This is a genomic window from Paenibacillus sp. FSL K6-2859, from assembly GCF_038008265.1.
GTDB lineage: Bacteria > Bacillota > Bacilli > Paenibacillales > Paenibacillaceae > Paenibacillus_AQ > Paenibacillus_AQ nitricinens.
In genome coordinates, this window is the sequence record NZ_JBBOYU010000001.1 from 58783 (window position 1) to 82698 (window position 23916).

Sequence of the window (23916 nt, forward strand, 5' to 3'; positions counted from 1 at the left end):
GTATAAGGATCTGGGAAGAGATGAATACTATGGTCAGATATTACGATAAATCACTGGGATTATCCTTTCCCATAATGGACAGTAGTAAGACCATACTTCTTAAGAAAGCGGGGCACATGTGAAATGAAAGCTACTGGAATTGTTCGGCGTATTGATGATCTCGGACGAGTGGTTATTCCCAAAGAAATTAGACGTACTCTACGGATTAGAGAAGGCGACCCACTGGAAATTTTCGTCGATCGGGACGGTGAAGTCATACTCAAGAAATATTCCCCGATTGGCGAGCTTGGTGACTTTGCAAAAGAGTACGCGGAGTCCTTGTTCGAAGGTACTGGACATATTACGATGATTGCTGATCGTGATACCTTTATTGCACTGGCTGGAGGCTCCAAGAAGGACTATTTGGAAAAACAAGTAGGAATTCTTTTGGAGAAGGTCATGGATAGTCGTAAGACTGTACTGGAAACCAACGAAGGCAGTTATGAAATCGCTAAAGATCATCCGGATTTGGTGTCCTCATATGTAGCCTCACCGATCATTTCCGGTGGAGATCCTATTGGTTGTGTAGTGATGGTAAGTAAGGATGATTCAGTGAAAATGTCGTCAATGGAAGTGAAAATGTCCGAAACCGCCGCCGCATTCCTTGGCAAGCAAATGGAGCAATAACCGTAATGTAGACCCCGCTTTCCTTTTGGTAAGATATACAAAGGGTAAACGGGGTTTTGTCGTTCTTACAAAACCGTTTCTACTTGTGGGTATACATACGTTATAATATAGAAATTCATCCCATTAAAGTTGTAGAAGCAGGTATTTTATGAAATCTAACACACAAACATCACGGCTCTTGCAAGGGGCATTTATTCTAAGTGCCGCGGCAATTATTTCAAAGCTTATAGGTACACTCCAAAAAATCCCGCTGCAAAATCTAGGCGGAGATGCAGTATTTGGTATATACAACACAGTTTATCCTTTATACACGATGTTGTTGACGGTAGCGATGCTAGGTCTGCCAGCGGCCATATCCAAATTTGTCGCTGAAGCCTCTGCAGGAAGGCGGGATGACGAGGGTCGAAGGATTCTGCGGTTAACTGCAATTATAACAGCCATAAGCGGTTTGGTTATCGGAGTAATCACCTATGCAGGTGCGCCCATTATAGCTGGGTGGGTCGGTAACTCGCATGTGATGCCCGCTTTGCGGACAAGTGCTTGGGGACTTGCGGTTGTTCCAATCATGTCAGCTCTTCGCGGTTATTTTCAGGGTCTTCATAATATGGTTCCGACGGCTGTGTCACAAATTGTAGAGCAGTCCGTACGTGTTACGGTAATGATTGTACTGCTCTTATACCTGACCTCACTGGGTGCAGGCGCTGAGAGCATTGCTGCTGGCGCATTGCTCGGATCAGCCGGGGGAGGGGCAGCAGGTCTTGTGGTTATGCTGTTGTTCCTGCGACGTCATCAGCGGAGGTTAAGACAGGGCACCTCTGTAGATGCTGCTGCTTCTGTCGAAAGCCAGGATTTAAAGCCGCCTAACGCGGAAATTAAGGGGCGAGCCAATCAACGGTTTATGGGCGTTAAAGCAGGTGCCTTGCTGGCTTATGGCATTCCTGTGATGCTTGGCGCGTTGGCAATGCCCCTTATCGGGCTTGTAGATGTATTCACCGTACCTCGTTTGCTATCCTCTGTAGGAAGCGAAGTGGAGGCGATGATACAGTTTGGAGTGTACAATCGTGGTTTACCACTAGTGCAAATTGTAACGATGATTGCCACTTCATTGTCCGTCGTGTTCATTCCAGCCTTGGCAGAGGCGAAGTACAAGGGAGATACGAAGCTGATTGAGAACCATTGCAGCTTATCGCTGCGTTGGTTCTGGCTTCTAGGGCTAGCAGCCTCGGCGGGCCTAGCGGTGCTTGCTGAGCCGATTAATATGGCTCTTTACGGCGATACGGCCGGCAGCAGCACTATGACATGGCTGGCCTTAACCGCTGTTGGCGGTACGGTCAGCATCATCTCAGCTGCGCTTTTGCAGGGCCTCGGCTACGTGCGCGCCCCGGCCCTGCACCTTTTGGCCGCCGCGCTGCTCAAGGCGGCCCTGAACCTGCTGCTGGTTCCGCAGCAGGGCATTACCGGCGCAGCCATCGCTGGCGTGGCCGCGCATTCGTTCGCAGCAGCGCTTAACGTGCTGCTGCTGTACCGCCAGGGCCATCTGCGGGTTCGCCTCGCAGATGCCCTGGCACGGCCCGCGCTGCTTACAGCGGGCCTGGCTCTTGCCGCCGCAGCCGCCAGCTGGGGCGTGGGCGCTGTGGCTACGGCCGCTGGCATCGGCGGCGGGCGCACTGCCAGCTTGGTGCAGAGCCTGCTCGGAGTGCTCGCAGGCTGCGCTGTCTTTGCCGTAGGGGCTATAGTCCTGCGGCTCCTTAGCGAGAGCCAGCTGCGCCAGCTTCCGGGCTTCGGCCCGTCCCTGGCAGACAAGCTGAAGAAGCTGCGCTTATTCCCTTAATCAACTTCAACATCACAATATAAAAATGCGGTCTGCTGAGACAGCCGCTTAAGAGGAGGAACAGACATGAGTGCAACATTAACGGTCGTCGGTCTGGGTTCAGGTAACCCTGATCGATTGACGCTAGGAATTATAAAGAAGCTGAAGGCAGCATCCGTTGTCTATGTCCGCACAAAAGAGCATCCAGTCATGGCTGCCCTCTCCGAGCTTGAAATAACTTCACAGTCCTTTGATGGATTGTATGAATCATTATCCTCGTTTCCAGAGGTGTATGCAGCGATTACTTCAAAACTGATTGAAGAGGCTCAGGCAGCAGCAGACGGTACAGATATTGTTTACGCGGTTCCGGGTCATCCTATGGTTGCGGAATCAGCGGTTTCCCAGCTGCGCGAGCGGTGTCCTGAGGAAGGCATTGAACTGCAAATATTGGGTGGAGAGAGCTTTCTCGACGAGGCGTTTGTTCGACTGGGGTTTGACCCCATTGAAGGGTTTCAGTTACTAGATGCTTCAGGCATTCGCAGTGCTCAGCTTCAGCCTGAACTTCACACCCTGATTGGTCAGGTGTACGATAGCTTTACAGCCTCGGAAACAAAATTATGTCTGATGGAGCTGTACCCGCCTGAATATGAAGTTGTTGTGGGGCATGCACTCGGTGTCGAGAACGAAGAAAGTATTGTAAGAGTGCCACTGTACGAACTGGATCGACTCGACGGTTATGGTAACCTGTCATTAGTTTATGTACCTGCGAATCGTGATGAGAAGCTAAGAAATCGTACCTTTGCCCGTCTGCATGAAATTGTTGATATTCTTCGAAGCCCGGAAGGTTGTCCATGGGACCGGGAGCAGACACATGAATCCCTGCGCAAAAATTTAATCGAAGAAACCTATGAAGTCCTTGAAACGATAGATGAGGATGACCCCGATCATATGAAAGAGGAGCTGGGCGACCTTTTGCTGCAAATTATGCTTCACTCTCAAATGGAGGAGGAGCTAGGCACATTTAACGTGTATGACGTCATTGAAGGGCTGAATGATAAGCTTATCTTCCGTCACCCCCACGTATTTGGGGATACCCATGCGAATGATGCCGAAGAAGCGCTGAAGAACTGGGAAGGCATGAAGGCAGAAGAGAAGCGGCGTAAAGGTGTGAAGCCAGAGGAATTATCCGTTCTTAGTGGTGTTCCGCGTGACCTGCCTGCCCTTATGAAGGCATATAAGCTTCAGAAAAAAGCATCCAAGGTGGGCTTTGACTGGGACAATGCTACGGATTGCATAGCCAAGATTCGTGAGGAGATCGATGAGCTGCAGGAGGCGATTGACACAGATGCGGCGACAGATGAGCAAATTCTGGAACTTGGGGATTTGTTGTTTGCAGTTACGAATGTCGCTCGTTTTATCGGTGCAGATCCGGAAGAGGCATTAACCCGGACTAACCGCAAATTTGTGCGCCGGTTTCAATATATTGAGCAAAGCTTGCAGCGCAAGGGAACGAGCGTAAAGGATAGTAGTTTGGAAGAGATGGAAGAACTGTGGCAAGAGGCTAAGGCTGAGGAGCGTAAAGTCTAGTATTTCACAACCCCTTTGCGGTATATGGACTCCACAATGAGGCAATGCTGTGGATGTAGCTTTTATTTTCTGATTTAGAATGTGGCCAGTAGTTTAATAGTGCTATAGAATAGATTCTGCGACGATTTCTGAGAAATAACTGCTTCTTTTTTAAAAAAACGACGAATCGTGGCAGGATTTTAAGGTGACATCAAGAATAACATAAAGACGAAATGCGATTCGCCCCATATTATGGCGGTGATTCTCGTTTCATTTATTTTTTCGTATCCTAGGAGGAACTTTAAATTATGAACAAGACAGATTTGGTAAACAACATTTCCGAGAAAAACGGATTGGCAAAAAAAGATGTAGAAGCAGTATTGAACGGATTCTTGGGTGAGATTACAGAAGCTTTGGCAAAAGGTGATAAAGTCCAACTGATCGGTTTCGGAACTTTTGAAACTCGCAAACGTGCAGGACGTACTGGTCGCAACCCGCAAACGGGCACAACGATTGAAATTCCAGAATCGACTGTACCGGCTTTCAAAGCTGGTAACAAGCTTAAAGAAGCCGTTAACTAATGCGTCTTGACAAATTCCTGAAAGTGTCCCGTTTAATTAAGCGCCGTACAGTGGCCAAGGATGTGTCCGAACAAGGCCGGGTACTGATTAACGGGCGGGAATCTAAACCTAGTAGTGCAGTTAAGATCGGTGACGAGATTACTGTACAATTTGGACAAAAGCTTGTAACGGTCAAAGTAGAAAAGCTGGTCGAAACGACTCGCAAGGACGAGGCCGCTGGTATGTATACTCTAGTTCGGGAAGAGCCTGTTGCCAAAAGCAGCGGACTGGACTGGTAAGAGTAATAGAAGAAGGCATAACTTTACATTTTGTAGAGTTGTGCCTTCTTTTTTTCTCTCTTATTTTAGAGGGACGGGATGTTCTATAACTTCTACTTCTGCCATAGATTAGAGGTAAGAAGGAGGGGTACATGCTATGATCGAGCCAGGAAAGGTAAACAAACAGCATGATCTGCACATGCGCAGTCGGAAGCAGTTAGAGTTGACGGGCGTGCAAAATGTGGAGAGCTTCGACAGCGAGGAATTTTTGCTTCGTACAGAACTCGGCCATCTCACCATTCGCGGGAATCATTTACATATCAAAAATTTAAGTCTGGAGAACGGAATGTTGTCCTTAGAGGGCAATGTACATTCCCTGATTTATCTCGATCCCGGATCGCAGGGCAAAAACAAAGGTCTGCTCGGTAAGCTATTTAAATGAATCCTGCAGTCCAGTGGGTGACGCTGTTCTACATGATCATGGCCGGGTTGGCAATGGGACTGGCCTATGACAGCTACCGGGTGCTGTCGCTGAAGTTCAATTTTCCCAAATGGCTGAATGCCATGCTAGATCTACTGTATTGGCTTTGGGCCGCCTTGCTCGTTTTTCGTATGCTTTATGCCGGAAATCAAGGACAATTGCGGTTTTATGTCTTTCTAGGTTTGTTTCTAGGAGTATGGATCTATTTTTTAATCTTCAGTGTTACGGTGCGGCGTTTTGTGTTAAGGTTAATTCAATCGGTTCAGTATATGTGCAGGCTGCTTTGGAGACTTGTGGAGATCCTGATAGGTACACCTCTTCGCTGGCTTTGGCGATTTGTTTTAGGACTGCTAAAGCTACTAGGTCGTATTCTGCGGTTCATCTTTAAGCTTCTGCTGCGTCTGACCAAACCAATTTGGGTATTACCTGTTAGGTGGATCTCTCCACAGTTATCTCGGCTGACACATAGCGCCTGGATTGTGAAGATCACTGGATGGATTACCAAATGGCGGAAACGCTGACCTTGAATTAGGGGGTACGTTACATGAACAGATTTACTGCGGAAGAGAAGAGTAATCATAGCAAAAATTCGGCCGCAGGCGCGAAGAGAAGAAGATTTATGTGGATCGTCTTTGTGGCAATATTTTTTGGTTGGGCGGGTTATACTTACTTCGATCAAAGCGCGGTCATTGCGGACAAGGGCAAGGAGCTTGCAAAGAAACAGGAGACTAGTGAGGATGTCATGGCATCTTTAACTCAATTAAAATATGAATTATCCAGACTTAATGATGACGAGTATATTGGCCAATTAGCACGTAAATGGTACAATATCTATCCTCAAGGGGAAACTCCTATTCGAACAGAGCAATCAGAGCAATAATAGCGGCTAAAAGAGGCTTTTACTCTGTTGCCTTGCTTTGCTCTTTACTGTATAATCAAATCACCGCAGACAGGATGACCTTAATATTCGTCTGTATATTTTTAAGGGAGGATCATTTTATTCTATGGCAATTGAAGTGGGCACCAAGTTAGAAGGCAAAGTGACAGGCATCACGCATTTCGGAGCATTTGTGGATCTGTCAGGAGGTGTCACAGGTCTCGTTCACATCTCGGAAATCGCCGATAATTATGTCAAGGATGTTAACGATCATCTGAAGATTAGTGATGTAGTAACAGTCAAGGTGATCAACGTCGATAAGGACGGCAAGATCGGACTTTCCATTAAGCAGGCTGTTGACAAGCCAGCATCGGAAGTACGTCCGCCTAGAGCTCCAAGACCAGAACGTCCTAGCGGCGGAGACCGTTTCGGCGGCGGTGGCGGCAGTGGTGGAGGCGGCGGTGGATTCAATCGTGAACGGGGTGGGCGTCCATTTAAGCCTGCAGCCGGTAAACCTTCATTCGAGGATAAAATGTCGCGATTCCTGAAAGACAGCGAAGAACGGATATCTTCGATTAAGAAGAACACAGAAGGAAAGCGCGGAGGCCGTGGAGCTAAACGCGTATAATCCAATACCTGTACATCATAAATAACCGCAGGGGCATTTCGCCCTTGCGGTTTTTTTGTCATGTCATATAAAATTGCCGACAGCATCCATGTCATTCTCACATAACTCTAGGGCAATCGCTGACGAATGACCGCCGCGTTAGCGCGTGAAATTACGTTGCAAACAATCTTGAAACCAATCAACCTACCGTCCCGCAAGGGATAGAACCACTTTTTTACAGATCATGAATGAAGGCTTTTTTGTCGGAAATTTCTTATGTGTGTCCCTCCATTTTTGACAAACTTTCTCAAATCTCCGGTTATATAATGAGTAGCATAAATTCTTAAACGGGTGGTGTAGGGGAATGAGTAAAAGCAATGTGGTAAATTTGCCAGAGTGGACAAGAGTGGGAAGTGAAGATAAGAAACAAAGACAAGCCTTACGTACGCGCATTACAGCTTGGGTTCAGAAACAGCGGTATATGCAGCTTATAGCCGCGAAGAAATGGATGGTTTTGCTCAGTTTCATGGGATTTTTGCTGGGTAGAGCCATGATCTTGGACGAGCTATCCCCTTTTGCTGTCGCATATTTCGCCGTCATTGTGTTTATGCGTCGTGACTCCATTTTACCTGTGGCTGCAGCGATTATAGCTGGAAGTCTCTTCACTCCATTCCCCGGAGCTTTAGTTACTACTGCTGAACTGATTATTTTCTATCTAGTCTACAAAGGGCTGGAAAGTTATGAACGAATAGATTTGTCCTATGCACCACTGATGGTGTTCGTGTCTTCGTTTATGGTTGGTCTGTTCCAGATCGTTATTGGACCGTCTCTTTCCTGGTATCCGCTTATGATGATAACACTAGATGCTTTATTAGGCTTTGTACTTACACTGGTCTTCATTCAAGCGCTTCCTCTACTAACCTATAAGCAAAAGAGTAGAGCGCTCAGGAACGAAGAGGTTCTATGCCTTATTATCTTGCTTGCCTCTGTAATGACTGGTCTTGTGGGTTGGACCCTTAATGGTTTGTCTTTAGAACATATATTGTCACGATATTTGATTCTACTGTTCGCTATGGCAGGGGGGGCTCCACTTGGTGCGGCTGTCGGGGTTGTGACTGGGTTGATTCTCAGTTTGGCGGATATCAGTGCTATTTATCAGATGAGCCTGCTTGCTTTTTCTGGAATGCTAGCGGGAATGATGCAGGGGGGTAGAAAAGGTGCAGTATCCATCGGGATGTTGCTAGGATCCACGATCCTTTCCGTCTATTTTACGGGTCCGGGTGATATGATGGCCTCGACATGGGAAACCTGCGTAGCTGTAGTGCTATTTCTTATAACGCCTAAGGCGATGATATCTGCCATTGCTAAATATGTTCCGGGCACGTCAGATCATAGCCGAACTCAACACGAATATGCGCGAAGGGTCAGAGATTTAACAGCAGAACGGGTGACGCAATTCTCACAGGTATTCCAGCAGCTGTCGAGCAGCTTTGGGCAGATTCCACGTGCCGGAGAAGTAGGGAAGTCTGACCGTGAGATGGAGGATTTCATGAGTACGGTGACAGAGGGCGCCTGTGCAGGATGCATTCGGCGTTCCCACTGCTGGGATGCAAAATTCTATCAGACGTATAGATACATGACAGATATGATGACTACTGTTGAGGAATGCCCTGATATTACGGCAGCTCAGCTGCCTCCGGAATGGAGCCGGATTTGCGGTAAAACTGGCGAAGTGCTTGAAGTCATGAAAGGACAATATGATCTTTACCAACATGATATGCGATGGAAAAGACAAATATACGATAGTCGTCAATTTGTTGCCGAGCAGTTATCGGGCGTGTCACAGGTTATGGAGGACCTAGCGCGTGAAATAAAACGCGAGGGACAGGCTATGTATCGTCAGGAAGCTCAAATCCGTGAGACATTGGAGAAGTTAGGGTTGTCTATTCATAGCATCGAAATCCTAAGTTTAGATCCTGGGCGTGTAGAAATAGAGGTGGTACATGCCTATACTCGTGGTTTTGATGAATGCCGTAAAATGATCGCTCCGCTCCTTTCTGACATACTAGATGAGAATATTGCTGTCATGAGCGAGACGGCAGTCCATCCCCGGGAGGGATTGTCGATGGTTACCTTCGGTTCAGCCAAAGCCTTTGAGATAAACACAGGGGTGGCCGTTGTTTCTAAAGGCGGAGATATGCTATCTGGCGATAGCTTCAGTACCGTAGAGCTTGGAAACGGCACCTTTGCAGTATCCATTAGTGATGGAATGGGAAATGGTGAGCGGGCGAGAATGGAGAGTAGTGCCGCCCTCGGCATGTTAGAAAAGCTACTGCAATCCGGTATGGATGAGAAGCTGGCTGTAAAGTCGGTAAACTCTATTCTCTTATTACGTTCTCCTGACGAGTTCTATGCTACCGTTGACATGGCTTTAATCGATCAGTATTCCGCGCAGACAACTTTTATGAAGATTGCTTCCGCACCGAGCTTTATCCGCAGGGGTAGTGAGGTTATTCCAATAACCTCTAGCAATCTGCCTATAGGAATCATTAAAGATATCGATGTGGATCTGATCAGCATGCAGCTTCGGGCGGGTGATATTTTGATTATGATGACGGATGGTATTTATGATGCGCCTGGATATGCCGTTAATAAGGAGATATGGATGAAACGGTTGATCCAAGAGCTTGAGGGGGATGATCCTCAAGATTTGGCGGATAATCTGTTAGATAAGGTAATCCGTTATCAGGGCAATGAGATCCATGATGACATGACCATTGTCGTAAGTCGTGTAGATCATTTCCACCCAGAGTGGTCCAGCCTGCATATGCCTGGTGTCGGGCGAATGGAGCGTCCGCGTACGGTGAGCTAGTTATTTTAGGTTTAGGTTTAGTAGGTTTTAATGTTGGGTACGCGCGAAGCGCCGTATTGCTTGTATGTTTAAGCACGCACGAAGTGTCGTGTTGCCTATATATTTGCAGTGAGCGCAATGCGCCGTGCTGCTATAGGAGGTTTAAGTACGCGCGAAGCGTCGTGCGTGCTTGGAAGTCGAGGCGAGTCTGTGATGTGTAAATCGCCGGCCTCTACTATTTACGTTTCAAAGGTTCGCTGACTTTGGAGCGTAATTTTTTAGATCTAAACTGTTTACTAGTGAAGGTACGGAACGGAGAGAAAGTTTGGAGCTGTAGAAGCGGAGCGTTCGCCTTTATTATTTGATTTCAACCGCAGAGGGCGGTTTTAATAGAGAAATCAAATAATAACAGCGATCGAAAGCCCAAACATTTCTCGCAGTTCCCCTATTCACTAACCCCTCTATTTTGATCTAAATTTCCCCACTTAATATCGACCGTTTGAAATCTCTCATTTCTGGATATGCTAGAAACAGAGGTTTAAACAAAGGGGGAGTTGAGGGTTATGAAGCAAATTATGCTCATTACTGACGGTTGTTCGAATGTAGGAGAAAGTCCGGTGTTGGCAGCGGCGCATGCCCTGCAGGAGGGAATCACCGTAAATGTGGTTGGTGTAGTTGATTATGGTACGATCGGCGAACTCGGAAGCCGGGAGATTGCCGACATTGCCAAGGCCGGGGGAGGCCTTAGCCGGATAGTCGGAACGCCACAACTGGCGCAGACGATTCAAATGATGACACGCAAGACCGTGGTTCAGACGATCCAGCAGGCGGTTAATAAAGAGGTAAAAAAGATACTAGGCGATGGCTCACTGGATCAGTTACCTCCTGTTCAACGTTCACAGGTTGTTACAGTTGTAGATGAACTGACAGAAACAACACCGCTGCGCATTGCACTTCTTATCGATGCCAGTGCTAGTATGAAACCTAAATTGGGTGCCGTGGAAGATGCTATCCGCGATTTGGCGCTAAGTTTGGAAGCACGGGAAGGTAAAAGTGAGATCGCTGTGTTCCATTATCCTGGAAATAACAGCAGTGAAGATGCCAAGCTTGATCTAGATTGGACCCATGACATGTCAGGTATTCGTACGTTATTCTCTAAATTACACATGAGAGGCGCGACACCGACGGGTCCAGCTATTTTCAAGGTGCTTGAACATTATCGTTATGATACACTGGATGAACATCGTGGACGCCGACTAAGTGATGACCACGACGAAAGAGAAGGGATGATTGGTGGGTATGTCGTCTAATCCGTCCTATCCTACTGGTACCTTAATTAACGGCAAATGGCGGGGTAACCGTTATGTCGTTGAACGGATGCTGGGAAGGGGCGCGAACGGAACCGTATATCTTGTGCAAAGAGAAGGCAGACGGGAAAGGTACGCGCTAAAAATCGGATACGATACACTTGAACTTCAATCGGAGATCAATGTACTAACCTCGCTGCAATCACGGCGAAAGCGGAATGAACATCGTGCTCGTCGTGAGAATCCATTGTCTTCTTATTTTTTGGAAGCGGATGATTTTGCGAACGGGGATAATGTCCCCTTCTATGTAATGAGGTATGTTGAAGGCAAACCTCTGCATCATTTTTTATCGAAAAACGGTCCCGACTGGTTAGGCCTGGTTGGGCTTGGTCTGCTTGATAAGCTGCGCACACTGCATGAATGCGGTTTTGTGTTCGGGGATTTGAAGCCGGAGAACGTCATGGTATCAAAGTATGGCGAAGTGGAGCTGATCGACTTTGGGGGTACAAGTCCTATGGGTCGCAGTGTGAAGCAGTTTACTGAATGGCATGACCGTGGCTTTTGGAACGCAGGCAGCCGTACGAGTGATGAGGGTTATGATCTATTCGCTTTTGCAGTACTGTGCCTCCGTCTTTTGAATGAAGAGGGGCTCAAGAAAGCTGCGCTACAGCTGCCGCAGACAAGAAGTGTAGATGAGCTGTTTAAGCTGGCTAGAAATCTACCCGACAAGAAACTATCCTCTTGGATTTGTTTGGCGTTAAAAGGAGGTTTCTCAGGTTCCGCAGATGCTACAGAGCTCTGGCGAAACCATATTTACAATTCGCGTAGAAAGCGTCCTGATAGTATGGACACACCTCGCTGGCTCAAAAATGCTTTTGGGTTATCCTTGTTCGTACTTGCCTTTACAATTTATTGGGTATTTCGGTTTTGAACTTATACATATAGTAGAGAGAAGGGGGGCCGCATATGGAGCAAATGAATGGACTGGTGGAGTCAGTATTGGAGTCAGCAGCCGAGCACGAGCTGTGGGCGCCCCATGACACCATTGTAGTCGCAGTTTCCGGCGGCCCGGATTCTGTGGCTCTTTTGCATGTTTTGCATGAAATAGCTTTAAACGTTATGCCACTTACCCTAATATGCGCTCATGTGAATCACGGATTTAGACCGGAGTCTAAGGAAGAGGCAGAGCTAGTACGTGGTATGGCTCAACAATTGGGACTGCCCTTTGAGTTGGCCGAATTTGATATTCCTTCTTTGGTCAAAGAGAGTGGACTCGGTCCTGAGGGGACAGCACGCGAGAAGCGATACGAATTTCTGATTGATACCGCACACCGTTATGGGGCACGCTCCGTTGCTCTGGCTCATCATGCGGATGATCAGGCAGAAACAGTGATTATGCGTCTATTGCGAGGAAGCGGTTTATCGGGGCTGTCGGGTATCAAGTGGAAAAGAACAGAAAAAAAGGTGGAACTCATTCGTCCATTCCTACGTATTAACAAAACGGCTCTTCTTGGGTTATGTCAGAATGAAGGTTTCACCTATGCCGAGGATGCGACTAATCTGCTGACCAAATACAAGCGGAATGCTGTTCGATTGGAGGTTCTTCCTTTTCTGGAAAGGTATAGCAGCAGAGTGAGGCAGTCACTTGTGCAGCTTGCGGAAATTGCAGGAGCTGAGGATGAATATATGGAGGCATCTGCGGTAAAATGCTTTGAGGAGCTGGTTTCGGAAGGGGAAGGGAAATATACCTTTAACAGAGCTTCATTTGCGGCCACACCCTCCGCTTTACAACGGCGTTTGATTAAACTAATATTAAATTATCTGTCGGCGGATCTATCTGCCCTTGATTTCTCCAAGATTGAATCTGTACGTCGGGGAACGCTGCAGAGCTATCCCACCACCTGGAGTTTGGATTTAGGTGGAGGCCTGACTTGTGTGCGGCAATACGATATCATCTTGTTCTCGTCCAAGCCCGCGCAGCAACAGGCAAGCTATACATATCGTCTGTTTTTACCGGACTCCGAGCTTAAGCTGGAGGAAATAGGTAAGGTGATGTCGATGGCGGTGCTGGAGAGAGAAAACTTTTTTGTACAGGGGGAGGATTATGGGAAGATGTCGGCTTGGTTTGACCGTGATGAACTGGTCTTTCCACTAACGATTCGTTCCCGATTGCCTGGAGATACCATAAGAGTCATGGGATTAAACGGAAGCAAAAAGGTAAAAGATATTTATATTGATGATAAAATACCTGCTGCTGAACGCTCAATGATCCCACTCGTTTGTGATGGTTTGGGCAATATCGTCTGGATTCCGGGCGTAAGACGCTCGATGCATGCCGCAGTAGGGCGGCAAACGACCTCGGTACTTCTATTGTCTCTAGCAGAGCTGGATGACCGTGAAGAAACGTAATGGTCGATGTAAGTCTTTCATAGTATAACTTAGGAGGTTTCGCAAGTTGCAAAATGATATTCAAGAAGTCTTGATCACCGAAGAGGAACTTCAGCAGAAAATTAAGGAGCTCGGCCAAAAACTGAGCGAAGAATACGCAGGACGTACCCCTTTAGTCATTTGTGTACTAAAAGGCGCGTTTATATTTATGGCAGATCTGGTTAAAGCCATTACAGTACCTGTTGAGATGGATTTCATGGCAGTTTCTAGCTATGGAGCTTCCACCAAGTCCTCTGGTGTTGTCAAAATTATTAAGGATTTAGATGTATCGGTAGAAGGCCGTGATATCTTGATCGTTGAAGATATTATTGACAGTGGCCTTACGCTCAGCTATTTGATTGAGCTGCTCCGCAACCGCAATGCTGCTTCTATCAATGTGGTTACCTTGTTTGATAAGCCCTCAGGTCGTACGGTTAATCTGGAAGCCAGCTATACAGGCTTCGTGTTGCCAGACGAATTTGTAGTAGGCTACGGATTGGATTATGCCGAGCGGTATCGGAACCTCCCATATGTTGGAGTACTGAAGCCTGAGATTTATTCCAATTGAACTATTGATTGCCTTGATCTACGGATCGGGCACCCTTGGCTTCCTTTATTTGAGGTGTCCCAAGAGGCTATGGTACAATAACTTGAGTGTTGCGAGAGGAGGTAGGGGATGAATCGGTTCATCCGGAATTCTGGTTTTTATTTGATTTTATTTTTAGTCGTGGTGGGTATTGTCCAGTTTGTGAGCAATGGAAATGAAGCCGCCGATTTCCCTAGATACGACGAGTTACGGCAGGAGATCAAGAACAACAATGTGAAGGATTTGACGGTTCAGTTTGAGGGTAATGCCTTTTTAGTTACAGGCGAATATAGAGAGTTGCCTGCCGATACTAAATCGAAGAGCTTCTCCACATATATTCCTCCTACAGATGCTGCTATTGATGAACTGATTCAAGCCAGTGATGTTAATGGGATTGAATTAACTCAGAAGAAAATGGAAGGTACCAGCATTTGGCTGACATTCCTTTCTTCTATTATCCCGCTAGTCATTATGTTCATCTTGTTCTTCTTCCTGTTTAACCAGGCGCAAGGTGGCGGCGGTAAAGTCATGAATTTCGGCAAGAGCAAGGCTCGGTTATATAATGAAGAGAAGAAGAAAATTAGCTTTGAGGATGTTGCAGGGGCGGACGAAGAGAAGCAAGAGCTTGTCGAAGTTGTTGAGTTCCTGAAAGATCCACGCAAATTTGCAGCTGTCGGTGCACGTATTCCTAAGGGTGTATTGCTTGTGGGTCCTCCGGGAACAGGTAAAACATTGCTTGCACGTGCAGTAGCAGGTGAAGCTGGCGTTCCTTTCTTCAGTATTTCCGGTTCTGACTTCGTGGAAATGTTCGTGGGTGTCGGTGCTTCTCGGGTACGTGATTTGTTCGAGAATGCCAAGAAGAATGCTCCATGTATTATCTTCATTGATGAAATTGATGCTGTGGGTCGTCAACGTGGCGCCGGACTTGGTGGCGGACATGACGAACGCGAACAGACACTTAACCAATTGCTGGTTGAGATGGATGGATTCGGTGGTAACGAAGGCATTATTATTGTTGCGGCAACTAACCGCGCTGATATACTTGATCCTGCATTGCTACGTCCAGGACGTTTTGACCGTCAAATTACGGTTGACCGCCCTGACGTAAAAGGCCGTGAAGCTGTACTTAAGGTTCACGCTCGTAACAAGCCTCTTACGAAAGATGTAAGACTGGATGTTGTTGCAAAACGTACAACTGGATTCACTGGTGCGGATCTGGAGAACCTGCTAAATGAGGCGGCGTTGCTAGCTGCGCGTCGTAACCGTAAGGATATTTCCATGATTGAAGTCGATGAAGCCATCGACCGTGTTATCGTAGGTACTGAGAAACGCAGTCGTGTTATCAGTGACCGCGAGAAACGTATTGTGGCTTATCATGAAGCAGGTCATACTATAGCTGGTTACTTCCTAGAGCATGCCGATATGGTGCATAAAGTTACTATTATCCCACGCGGACGTGCAGGCGGATATGTTATCATGCTTCCGAAGGAAGATCGGATGATCGTTACGAAGCAGGAGCTTTTGGATAAGGTTACTGGATTACTTGGTGGACGTGTTGCCGAAGAATTGTTTATTGGCGAGATCGGTACGGGTGCATACAGTGACTTCCAACAGGCTACGCGCATCGTGCGTGCTATGATTATGGAGTACGGTATGAGCGATAAGCTTGGACCTATGCAGTTCGGATCTTCTCAAGGTCAAGTATTCTTGGGTCGTGATATTGGGCATGAGCAGAATTATAGTGATTCCATTGCTTATGAGATTGATCAAGAAATGCAGAACTTTATTACTTCGAGCTACGAGCGTTGTAAAGAGCTGTTGCTCAAACACTCTAAAGAAATGCACTTGATTGCCAATACCTTACTTGAGAAGGAAACACTTGAGCTTGATCAGATCAAAGAACTGATTGAACAAGGCTTCCTTTCCGAAGATGGTAAAGCTAAGGATGGTGAAGGTGTTGCACTTGAAGTTGGTGAACCAGTCATTGATAATATCGGTGATGTGAAAGTTCGCATTCAAGGCAAACCTGAGGATGCACAGTCCACAATCCCTGATCTATCGAAGGATATCCCGAATAACCCTGATTCTGAGGGTAATGATGATTCCGACGATAACAACAAAGGTGGCGGCACTAGCCTTACCTAAATGGTCTCACGATTCATATGATGTAAATTTATCCGGAGAACGTAACTGTTCTCCGGATTTTTTATTTTAATTTTTAAGGGATTTTGAGCCTTAAAGCCTGTCCAGTTACATTGACAGAGACTGGAACGTTGTGTACATTAGTGATTAATATTACTTACTATTCATATCAGTATGTTCATTTTTTCACCATGATGGCTCATGCCATTTGATAACATCGCGCCGGCTTAAAGCCGCGAAGATTTAAGGGGGAGAACAATCGGTGGAAGCTCTGGCACTTGAGCGCAAGCAGGAACAGAATCGAGAACTTCGGATACGTCTTGAACAGCTTAAAAAGGAAAGAAACGCAATTATTTTAGCTCATTATTATCAACGTGATGAAATTCAGGAGGTTGCCGATTTCCGGGGCGACTCTTTCTTACTCGCTCAGAAGGCTGCGGAGACAGATGCAGAGGTTATTGTATTCTGCGGTGTTCATTTCATGGGGGAGAGTGCTAAAATTCTGGCCCCAAATAAAACCGTCCTTATTCCTGATGAACGTGCAGGTTGTCCAATGGCTGATATGGTCAATGTAGACGGTTTGCGTAAGCTGAAAGCACAGCATCCAAATGCTAAAGTGGTTACTTATATCAACTCGTCTGCAGAGATTAAAGCGGAGACTGATATCTGTTGTACCTCTGCAAATGCCGTGAAAGTAATCGAATCCCTCGATGCTGAAGAAATTATCTGGGTACCCGATAAGAATCTTGGCCAATATGTACAAGATCAGACCGGTAAAAAACTGATTATCTGGGAAGGCTACTGCAACACTCACGACATGTTGACCGTTAAAGATGTAGTAGAAATGAGAGCGAAATACCCAGAAGCAGAATTTGTAGTTCATCCAGAATGTCGTCCGGAAGTAGTAGCCATGGGTGATTATGTGGGTAGTACTACATCCATTCTCGAATATTGCCGGAAATCAGACCGCAAGCAGTTTATTGTTGGGACTGAAGACGGTACAGGATATCAGCTTCGTAAAGATAGTCCGGATAAAGAATTCCATTTTGCTACAAAATTTCTTGTTTGTCCTAATATGAAAGTTAACAATCTAAAAAAACTGGTGAAATGCCTGGAGACGATGAAGCCACAAATCTATGTACCGCCTGCTGTCGCCGACAAAGCCAGAACTTCCCTAGAGCGCATGCTACAAGTCCGGTAGTATGCGCTACTCTTTCGTTGAAACAGGTGAAACGCGGTCATGATTCCACAATATTTGGTTGATTTTGATCTTCGGGATATTCCTAAAGTAAAAACAGATTGTATTGTTATCGGTTCAGGGATTGCCGGATTGTTCACGGCTATTAAAGCTAGTGAAGATCGGCGTGTCATTATGATCACAAAGAAATCAGTAATGGAGAGTAATACTCGCTATGCACAGGGGGGGATCGCAGCTGTAATAGCTGAGGACGATTCCCCTGCTTATCACCGGCAGGATACATTAATGGCTGGAGCAGGTCTTTGCTCATCCACAGCTGTCGATGCACTTGTTAATGAAGGACCAGATAGAGTTCATGAGCTAATTCGTTTAGGTACTCTTTTTGATAAGGAAGATGGGGTACTGGCTTTGACGCAGGAAGGAGCGCATAGCCACCGTCGTATTTTGCATGCTAATGGAGATGCTACAGGTTACGAGATTGTTCGTGCTTTGGCTGAACAGGTAGCTGAACATGAGAACATTGAGGTGTGGGATGATCACTATGTCATTGATCTCATCACTGAAGGTGGAGAATGTGTAGGCGCATTGTTGCAGCGTCCCGGCGGCGGACGGTTATTCCTGCAAGGGGATGCGACTATTTTGTGCTCTGGTGGTGCAGGACAATTATTTAGATACACTACTAACCCTGAAGTAGCTACAGGCGACGGGGTAGCCATTGCTTACCGTGCCGGCGCTCATATACGAGATATGGAATTTATTCAATTTCATCCTACAGCATTAAGTTATCCTGGAGCTCCTAGATTCTTAATCTCCGAAGCAGTTCGAGGGGAAGGAGCAGTATTGCGCAATATTAATGGAGAGCGGTTCATGGAGCGTTATCATGAGCTACTTGAGCTAGCTCCACGAGATATTGTAGCTCGGGCTATTGTAAGTGAAATGGAGCTTACAAAATCAACGTTTGTCTATTTGGATATTACGCATGAATCCCCGGAAATGGTGAAGCATCGTTTCCCTACAATACATGAGACATGTATGGGCTATGGACTGGATATTACAAGTGATTGGATTCCAGTAGCTCCAGCTGCGCATTATATGATGGGGGGCATTAAGACCGATCTGAATGGGGAAAGTACGATACCTCGCTTGTTTGCTTGCGGGGAGGTTTCTTCCACAGGCGTACATGGTGCTAATCGGTTAGCAAGCAATTCATTATCGGAAGCAGTTGTTTTTGGGCATCGTATTATTGAGCGGATTCGCAAATTATCCCCGCTTGGACGTGATGTTTTATCAGTTAGTAGTAACGAAGGGCGTGTTGATTTGCCAACGCAAGCTATTGTGGAACGCCGTTTGAAGCTACAAAAGGTAATGGTTCGATATGCTGGATTACGACGTAATGAAGAGACCTTGTCTAAGGGAATAGAAGAATTGAAACGGCAGCTACCCATCTTTGGATCGGTATTGACTAAACGCGAGGAATACGAGTTCGCTAATATGCTGACCTGCTGTTTGCTCGTGACAGAGTCTGCTCTAGCACGGGAAGAGAGTCGCGGGGCACATTACCGTGAGGATTACCCGCAGCGAAGTGATGATCAGTGGCGCAAGCACCTGCTTCAAATTCGCGATCTGGGAATAGTGGAGGAATTAAGCGATGATGTTTAATGGTTACAATGAAGAACTAGTACAATCCATCAAGGCTTGGCTGCGGGAAGATGTTGGCTCCGGGGATGTAACAACACAGATGACGATACCTGTTGGCCATGAATCTAAAGGGATTATTCATGCTAAAGAAGATGGCGTCATTTGTGGTATCCCGATTGCAGAGCTGGTTTTTGAAATTGTTGATCCTACGCTTAGCTTTACAGCCCTTGTAGAAGAAGGTCAAGCAGTGACAAAAGGGACTGTAATTATCGAGGTGGAGGGTAGCACACACGCAATTCTTACAGGTGAACGGCTTGCACTGAACTTGATGCAGCGCCTTTCGGGTGTTGCATCACGTACCGCATCTTTCGTACAGGTGCTCGCTGGATTACCGACTCGTCTAGTCGATACACGTAAGACTACACCAGGACATCGTATGCTGGAAAAATATGCAGTTCGTGTTGGTGGAGGCTTTAACCATCGCTTTGGTCTATATGATGCGGTTATGATCAAGGACAATCATATCAAAGGTGCAGGTGGGATTAGGCAGGCGGTAGGCCGTGCTCGGAAGAACATTCCACATACGATGAGTATTGAAGTGGAGACTGAGAATTTAGAGCAAGTAGAAGAGGCACTGGCAGCAGGTGCTGATATTATTATGCTTGATAATATGTCTAACGAGATGATGAAGCAAGCGGTGGCCAGGATTAAAGCTAAAGCTCCACATGTCAAGACAGAGGCCTCCGGCAATGTATCGTTAGAAACGGTTCGCGGGATCGCAGAAACAGGTGTGGATGTGATTTCTGTAGGACGCCTTACGTACTCCTTCTCCAGTCTGGATATTAGTCTAGACCTTAATGCCAAGAAGGAAGGGTCCTCATCATGATGCTTGCTGTAGATATCGGTAATACCAATATTGTTCTCGGTGTATACAGAAAGCGCGAATTGTTGCATCATTTTCGGCTAAGTACTGCGCGCCAATCCACCGTGGATGAATATGGAGTGCTGATACACAATCTTTTTCAGATGTCAGGGATCTCTGTCAAAGATGTGGAAGGCGTAATTATATCCTCGGTAGTTCCACCTCTGGTTAAGACTATCGTAGATATGTGTATAAAATATATAGGTAAAGAACCGTTACTCGTGGGGCCAGGGATAAAAACGGGACTTAATCTTCGTTATGAGAATCCGCGTGAGATTGGTGCAGACCGGATTGTTAATGCAGTTGCTGCGATTGAGCAATATAAATGTCCGCTTGTTGTTGTTGATTTTGGTACGGCTACGACCTTCGACTGTATCGATGCAGGAGCTAATTATCTCGGAGGAGCGATTGTTCCGGGTCTTGTTATTTCTACAGAGGCCTTATATCAGCGAGCATCGAAGCTGCCGCGAATTGAGTTAGAGAAGCCTAAAAAGGTTATCGGACGTAATACAGTTCACGCTATGCAGGCTGGTATTATTTTTGGGTATGCAGGCCAAGTGGAGGGGATTGTAAAGCGTATCAAAATCGAGATGAATGCTCCGGAACTGAAGGTTATTTCTACTGGAGGGCTTGCTTCGCTAATTGCGGGGGAGACGGATTGTATCGACGAAGTAAACCCTATGTTAACACTAGAAGGATTACGAATTATTTATGACCGTAACCAATAAAGATAAAGAAGCCTAAAGGGCGATGAGATAGGAGGGCTATGCACCCAATGGAAAAAAAGAAGGATCGACTTATCCGTGGAACGGCTATGAATGGTAAAGTGAGAGCGTTTGCTGTCCGCACAACAGAATTGGTCGAGGAATTGCGGCGCAGACATGATACGTATCCAACGGCTACAGCCGCACTTGGACGTACAGTTACCGCTGCAGCCATGATGGGCGCTATGCTCAAAGGAAGAGAGAAGCTATGCATTATGGTTAAAGGGGATGGACCGATCGGGCAAATCGTTGCGGAGTCCAATGCGTTGGGAGAAGTGTGCGGTTATGTACATCATCCTCACATTCACTTACCTAGCAATAGTATGGGGAAATTGGATGTTGCTGGAGCCGTAGGCACTGAAGGGTTCATTGATATTATAAAGGATTTAGGCTTGAAAGAACCTTATCGAGGTAGTATTCCTATCATCTCCGGAGAACTTGCGGAAGATTTTACTTATTATTTCGCTGTTTCTGAACAAACCCCAGCTGCAGTTGGCTTAGGTGTATTAGTGGATACCGATGAGTCAGTGATTGTAGCCGGAGGGTTTATCGTGCAGCTTCTTCCAGGACTGACGGATGCGGAGATTACGGAGATCGAAAAAGCTCTAGGGGCTATGCCTTCCGTGACAACACTTCTTGATCAGGGTCTAGAGCCAGAAGAAATGCTGCGTATTCTTTTGCCGGATGCGATAGTTATGGATGAACTGGATATTAACTTTGCTTGTCAATGTTCGCGTGAGCGGGTAGAGCAGACATTGGTTAGCTTAGGGCAAGATGAACTGGAGAGATTAATTGCAGAAGATGAGCAGGCTGAAGTTGTATGTCATTTTTGCAACGAGGCTTATGTTTTTAATAAGGACGAATTACAGGTCATTTTAGAACAAGCGAAATCGTAGGGCATGGGATGATGACGAGACAGGAACGTGCACTTCGCAATACGGTTGTTATTCTGGCTGTTGCAACTTTAATGCTCGGGGGTCTATTGTTCTGGAGCTTACGTGCAATGGCTCTTCTAAAAGGAGATACAACAGAAAACGAAACACCGGATGCAGCGACTGCAGGCGGACAACCGATAACAGATAAGCAGTGGATGGATGAGCTCAAAAAAAAGCATGGGCACGAAGTGCTGGTTGGAATGATTAATCATATTGTTGTGGAGATGGAAGCAAAGGCTCTGGGGATTACCGTGACCGACGATGAGGTTGAACAAGAACTTGCACGAACTATGATTGGATACGGATCGGAAGAACAGTATTATGCTCAAATGCAGTCTCAGCTGGGGTTATCTCGTCAGGAAGTGTTCGCGGAAACGGCTTATCGTCTAACCTTACAAGCAATAGCTACTGATGGTATTACGATTAAGGAAGCTGATATCGATACTTATTTAGACCAAAATACGGAGCGTTTCACGCCCAAAAGGGAATTGGAACTCTCCATGATTAAGGTTGCATCTTATGATGAAGGCGAGCAAGTAATGGATCGCTTGGAGCAGGGCGAGAATTTTGCTGATTTAGCCAGGGAAGTTTCCATTGATGCAGAGAGTCGGCAGCAAGGAGGACGTTTGGGCAAAGTAGAGGAAGATGACCCTTTTTGGCCGGAGGGACTGCTTAAGACCGCTGCTAGTTTGGATGAAGGTGATATAGCGGGGCCGATTCAGGCAGAGGACGACTTCGCTATCATTCGACTAGAGAGTATTCATACACAAAATATACCGGACCAAAAGGAAATTCGGGCGCTGGTACGTCAAGAACTGGCTTTGGAGCAAGCCCCCTCTTTACAACAAGTGGAGAGTGATTTGCGCACGAAATATGATGTGGCAATAAATATTGACAACAGCCTGCAAGATTGATAATATGATATTAATGTAAAACCTACCGTTTTAGTCGGAAATAACTAACGGTAGTCTAATATCTATACCCCTTTATAGCAGTTATTATTGCATAATAGGGACACACATACAGAAGAGTAAAGTCACAATTTACGTTCTTATATCGCATTATTATTCTAAGGAGGTTTTTGCTCATGGCTAAAGTCGTTAACAACGTAACAGAATTGATCGGAGGTACTCCGCTCGTTCGTTTGAATCGTCTGGCACAGGAAGGCTCCGCAGATATTTATTTGAAATTAGAATATCAGAATCCAGGATCAAGCGTAAAAGACCGTATCGCAATCAGCATCGTTGAAGAAGCTGAACGTGAAGGTCTGCTGAAACCTGGAGGTACAATTGTAGAAGCAACTAGTGGTAACACTGGTATTGGCTTGGCACTTGTGGCTGCGGCTAAAGGTTATAAGGCAGTTATCGTAATGCCGGAAACCATGAGCTTGGAACGCCGTAATCTACTTCGTGCATACGGAGCAGAATTGGTTCTGACTCCAGGATCGGAAGGCATGAATGGTGCGGTTAAGAAAGCGGAAGAAATTCTGAAAGAAAACCCAAGCTATTTCCCATCGGAGCAGTTCAAGAATAAAGCGAATGTGAAGATCCACCGTGAGACTACTGGACCTGAGATCGTTGAAGCTATTGAGTCCATCGGTGGCCCACTGGATGCTTTTATTGCAGGTATCGGAACAGGTGGAACGATCACGGGTGCAGGTGAAGTGCTGAAGAGTAAATATCCTGACGTGAAGATCTATGCTGTGGAACCTGCTGCTTCTCCAATCTTGGCAGGAGGCAAACCAGGCCCTCACAAAATTCAGGGTATCGGAGCAAACTTCATTCCTGAAATCCTGAACCAGGACATTTATGATGAGATCATTCATGTTGAGAACGATGAAGCATTTGAAACTGCACGCCGTGTAGCTAAAGAAGAAGGCGTCTTGTCTGGGATTTCTTCCGGTGCAGCAGTATTTGCGGCACTCAAGGTTGCTAAAGACCTCGGTCCTGGCAAGAAGGTAGTTGTCATCATCCCAAGTAATGGTGAACGTTACCTGAGCACACCACTTTATAATTTCGAAGCGTAATTGTTTGCAATAACGTAATTTATAAGAGTCTTCATACCACTTTTCTGGTGGTGATGGAGACTCTTTTCGTTGATTAAATGGGCAAAAGGTTCTGTGGATATATGACGATCTAGACGTGGTATTACTGAAGAGTTAAAGCCATAATAATTTCCTATAGCTGGGGGCTTTTCAATAATGCCTTAAGTACAGTATACTGACAGGCAATATACTACTGATGATTAATAATAAGTAGTTGCTAGACAAAACTAAGCGAATGCTTACGAAGTGAGTTTTAT

The 23916-nt window shown here is 46.2% G+C and carries 22 protein-coding genes; all 22 read left to right on the top strand.

Annotation, left to right across the window (positions count from 1 at the left end):
• Positions 1-123 precede the first annotated feature (123 nt).
• The 22 genes from spoVT to cysK all read left to right on the top strand — a co-directional run bounded on the left by spoVT (position 124) and on the right by cysK (position 23641).
• Positions 124-666, top strand: a complete 543-nt coding sequence (spoVT, locus tag MHB64_RS00270) for a stage V sporulation protein T (RefSeq protein WP_094872006.1) — start codon at positions 124-126, stop codon at positions 664-666.
• A gap of 148 nt (positions 667-814) precedes the next feature.
• Positions 815-2497 carry a putative polysaccharide biosynthesis protein gene (locus MHB64_RS00275; RefSeq protein ID WP_341133471.1) on the top strand — a complete coding sequence of 561 codons (1683 nt, stop codon included), beginning with the start codon at positions 815-817 and terminating at the stop codon, positions 2495-2497.
• Between the two features lie 66 nt (positions 2498-2563).
• The gene (gene mazG, locus MHB64_RS00280) at positions 2564-4063 is read left to right on the top strand and encodes a nucleoside triphosphate pyrophosphohydrolase (protein WP_341133472.1); all 1500 of its coding nucleotides are present in this window, start codon (positions 2564-2566) and stop codon (positions 4061-4063) included.
• 287 nt (positions 4064-4350) lie between these two features.
• Positions 4351-4623, top strand: a complete 273-nt coding sequence (locus MHB64_RS00285) for an HU family DNA-binding protein (RefSeq protein ID WP_036678778.1) — start codon at positions 4351-4353, stop codon at positions 4621-4623.
• Positions 4623-4901 (top strand): RNA-binding S4 domain-containing protein, encoded by a 279-nt coding sequence (locus tag MHB64_RS00290; protein ID WP_042183857.1) that lies wholly within the window; start codon positions 4623-4625, stop codon positions 4899-4901. The genes MHB64_RS00285 and MHB64_RS00290 overlap by 1 nt, the downstream gene beginning before the upstream one ends.
• A gap of 136 nt (positions 4902-5037) precedes the next feature.
• Positions 5038-5322, top strand: coding sequence for a sporulation protein YabP (yabP, locus tag MHB64_RS00295; RefSeq protein WP_042123140.1), 285 nt, complete (start codon positions 5038-5040; stop codon positions 5320-5322).
• Entirely contained in the window at positions 5319-5882 is a 564-nt protein-coding gene (yabQ, locus tag MHB64_RS00300; RefSeq protein WP_094877225.1) for a spore cortex biosynthesis protein YabQ, read from the top strand. The genes yabP and yabQ overlap by 4 nt, the downstream gene beginning before the upstream one ends.
• 23 nt (positions 5883-5905) lie before the next feature.
• Positions 5906-6241 carry an FtsB family cell division protein gene (locus tag MHB64_RS00305; RefSeq protein ID WP_094872000.1) on the top strand — a complete coding sequence of 112 codons (336 nt, stop codon included), beginning with the start codon at positions 5906-5908 and terminating at the stop codon, positions 6239-6241.
• Positions 6242-6365: 124 nt separating this feature from the next.
• Positions 6366-6866, top strand: a complete 501-nt coding sequence (locus tag MHB64_RS00310; protein ID WP_036678766.1) for a S1 domain-containing RNA-binding protein — start codon at positions 6366-6368, stop codon at positions 6864-6866.
• 343 nt (positions 6867-7209) lie between these two features.
• Positions 7210-9717, top strand: a complete 2508-nt coding sequence (gene spoIIE / locus MHB64_RS00315; protein WP_094871997.1) for a stage II sporulation protein E — start codon at positions 7210-7212, stop codon at positions 9715-9717.
• Between the two features lie 542 nt (positions 9718-10259).
• The gene (locus MHB64_RS00320) at positions 10260-11006 is read left to right on the top strand and encodes a VWA domain-containing protein (protein WP_042183866.1); all 747 of its coding nucleotides are present in this window, start codon (positions 10260-10262) and stop codon (positions 11004-11006) included.
• Positions 10996-11934: a serine/threonine protein kinase gene (locus MHB64_RS00325; RefSeq protein ID WP_179283689.1), complete on the top strand. Its 939-nt coding sequence runs from the start codon at positions 10996-10998 to the stop codon at positions 11932-11934. The genes MHB64_RS00320 and MHB64_RS00325 overlap by 11 nt, the downstream gene beginning before the upstream one ends.
• A gap of 35 nt (positions 11935-11969) precedes the next feature.
• Positions 11970-13412, top strand: a complete 1443-nt coding sequence (gene tilS / locus MHB64_RS00330; protein WP_341133473.1) for a tRNA lysidine(34) synthetase TilS — start codon at positions 11970-11972, stop codon at positions 13410-13412.
• A 46-nt stretch (positions 13413-13458) separates the two neighbouring features.
• On the top strand, positions 13459-13998 hold the full coding sequence (hpt, locus tag MHB64_RS00335; RefSeq protein ID WP_094871993.1) for a hypoxanthine phosphoribosyltransferase: 540 nt from the start codon (positions 13459-13461) through the stop codon (positions 13996-13998).
• Between the two features lie 108 nt (positions 13999-14106).
• Positions 14107-16161, top strand: coding sequence for an ATP-dependent zinc metalloprotease FtsH (ftsH, locus tag MHB64_RS00340; RefSeq protein ID WP_280789015.1), 2055 nt, complete (start codon positions 14107-14109; stop codon positions 16159-16161).
• Positions 16162-16420: 259 nt separating this feature from the next.
• On the top strand, positions 16421-17359 hold the full coding sequence (nadA, locus tag MHB64_RS00345; protein WP_042183878.1) for a quinolinate synthase NadA: 939 nt from the start codon (positions 16421-16423) through the stop codon (positions 17357-17359).
• Positions 17360-17398: 39 nt separating this feature from the next.
• Positions 17399-19015 (top strand): L-aspartate oxidase, encoded by a 1617-nt coding sequence (gene nadB / locus MHB64_RS00350; protein ID WP_094871989.1) that lies wholly within the window; start codon positions 17399-17401, stop codon positions 19013-19015.
• Positions 19005-19880 carry a carboxylating nicotinate-nucleotide diphosphorylase gene (gene nadC, locus MHB64_RS00355; RefSeq protein ID WP_341133474.1) on the top strand — a complete coding sequence of 292 codons (876 nt, stop codon included), beginning with the start codon at positions 19005-19007 and terminating at the stop codon, positions 19878-19880. Before nadB ends, nadC begins: the two co-directional genes overlap by 11 nt.
• Positions 19877-20644 (top strand): type III pantothenate kinase, encoded by a 768-nt coding sequence (locus MHB64_RS00360; RefSeq protein WP_094871986.1) that lies wholly within the window; start codon positions 19877-19879, stop codon positions 20642-20644. The genes nadC and MHB64_RS00360 overlap by 4 nt, the downstream gene beginning before the upstream one ends.
• 47 nt (positions 20645-20691) lie before the next feature.
• Complete coding sequence (gene hslO, locus MHB64_RS00365; RefSeq protein ID WP_094871984.1) at positions 20692-21576, top strand: Hsp33 family molecular chaperone HslO; 885 nt, start codon at positions 20692-20694, stop codon at positions 21574-21576.
• Positions 21577-21584: 8 nt separating this feature from the next.
• Positions 21585-22529 (top strand): peptidylprolyl isomerase, encoded by a 945-nt coding sequence (locus tag MHB64_RS00370; RefSeq protein ID WP_094871982.1) that lies wholly within the window; start codon positions 21585-21587, stop codon positions 22527-22529.
• A gap of 173 nt (positions 22530-22702) precedes the next feature.
• Entirely contained in the window at positions 22703-23641 is a 939-nt protein-coding gene (gene cysK / locus MHB64_RS00375; protein WP_042123166.1) for a cysteine synthase A, read from the top strand.
• The last annotated feature ends 275 nt before the right edge of the window (positions 23642-23916 follow it).

Excerpts from the sequence above, each read along its gene's own strand:
- MHB64_RS00325 (WP_179283689.1), top strand. The coding sequence starts at position 10,996 with ATGTCGTCTAATCCGTCCTATCCTACTGGTACCTTAATTAACGGCAAA.
- MHB64_RS00310 (WP_036678766.1), top strand. The coding sequence starts at position 6,366 with ATGGCAATTGAAGTGGGCACCAAGTTAGAAGGCAAAGTGACAGGCATC.
- spoIIE (WP_094871997.1), top strand. The coding sequence starts at position 7,210 with ATGAGTAAAAGCAATGTGGTAAATTTGCCAGAGTGGACAAGAGTGGGA.
- MHB64_RS00290 (WP_042183857.1), top strand. The coding sequence starts at position 4,623 with ATGCGTCTTGACAAATTCCTGAAAGTGTCCCGTTTAATTAAGCGCCGT.
- hslO (WP_094871984.1), top strand. The coding sequence starts at position 20,692 with ATGGAAAAAAAGAAGGATCGACTTATCCGTGGAACGGCTATGAATGGT.
- yabP (WP_042123140.1), top strand. The coding sequence starts at position 5,038 with ATGATCGAGCCAGGAAAGGTAAACAAACAGCATGATCTGCACATGCGC.
- mazG (WP_341133472.1), top strand. The coding sequence starts at position 2,564 with ATGAGTGCAACATTAACGGTCGTCGGTCTGGGTTCAGGTAACCCTGAT.
- tilS (WP_341133473.1), top strand. The coding sequence starts at position 11,970 with ATGGAGCAAATGAATGGACTGGTGGAGTCAGTATTGGAGTCAGCAGCC.
- MHB64_RS00360 (WP_094871986.1), top strand. The coding sequence starts at position 19,877 with ATGATGCTTGCTGTAGATATCGGTAATACCAATATTGTTCTCGGTGTA.
- MHB64_RS00370 (WP_094871982.1), top strand. The coding sequence starts at position 21,585 with ATGATGACGAGACAGGAACGTGCACTTCGCAATACGGTTGTTATTCTG.
- yabQ (WP_094877225.1), top strand. The coding sequence starts at position 5,319 with ATGAATCCTGCAGTCCAGTGGGTGACGCTGTTCTACATGATCATGGCC.
- ftsH (WP_280789015.1), top strand. The coding sequence starts at position 14,107 with ATGAATCGGTTCATCCGGAATTCTGGTTTTTATTTGATTTTATTTTTA.
- MHB64_RS00285 (WP_036678778.1), top strand. The coding sequence starts at position 4,351 with ATGAACAAGACAGATTTGGTAAACAACATTTCCGAGAAAAACGGATTG.
- spoVT (WP_094872006.1), top strand. The coding sequence starts at position 124 with ATGAAAGCTACTGGAATTGTTCGGCGTATTGATGATCTCGGACGAGTG.
- MHB64_RS00275 (WP_341133471.1), top strand. The coding sequence starts at position 815 with ATGAAATCTAACACACAAACATCACGGCTCTTGCAAGGGGCATTTATT.
- cysK (WP_042123166.1), top strand. The coding sequence starts at position 22,703 with ATGGCTAAAGTCGTTAACAACGTAACAGAATTGATCGGAGGTACTCCG.
- nadC (WP_341133474.1), top strand. The coding sequence starts at position 19,005 with ATGATGTTTAATGGTTACAATGAAGAACTAGTACAATCCATCAAGGCT.
- nadB (WP_094871989.1), top strand. The coding sequence starts at position 17,399 with ATGATTCCACAATATTTGGTTGATTTTGATCTTCGGGATATTCCTAAA.
- MHB64_RS00320 (WP_042183866.1), top strand. The coding sequence starts at position 10,260 with ATGAAGCAAATTATGCTCATTACTGACGGTTGTTCGAATGTAGGAGAA.
- MHB64_RS00305 (WP_094872000.1), top strand. The coding sequence starts at position 5,906 with ATGAACAGATTTACTGCGGAAGAGAAGAGTAATCATAGCAAAAATTCG.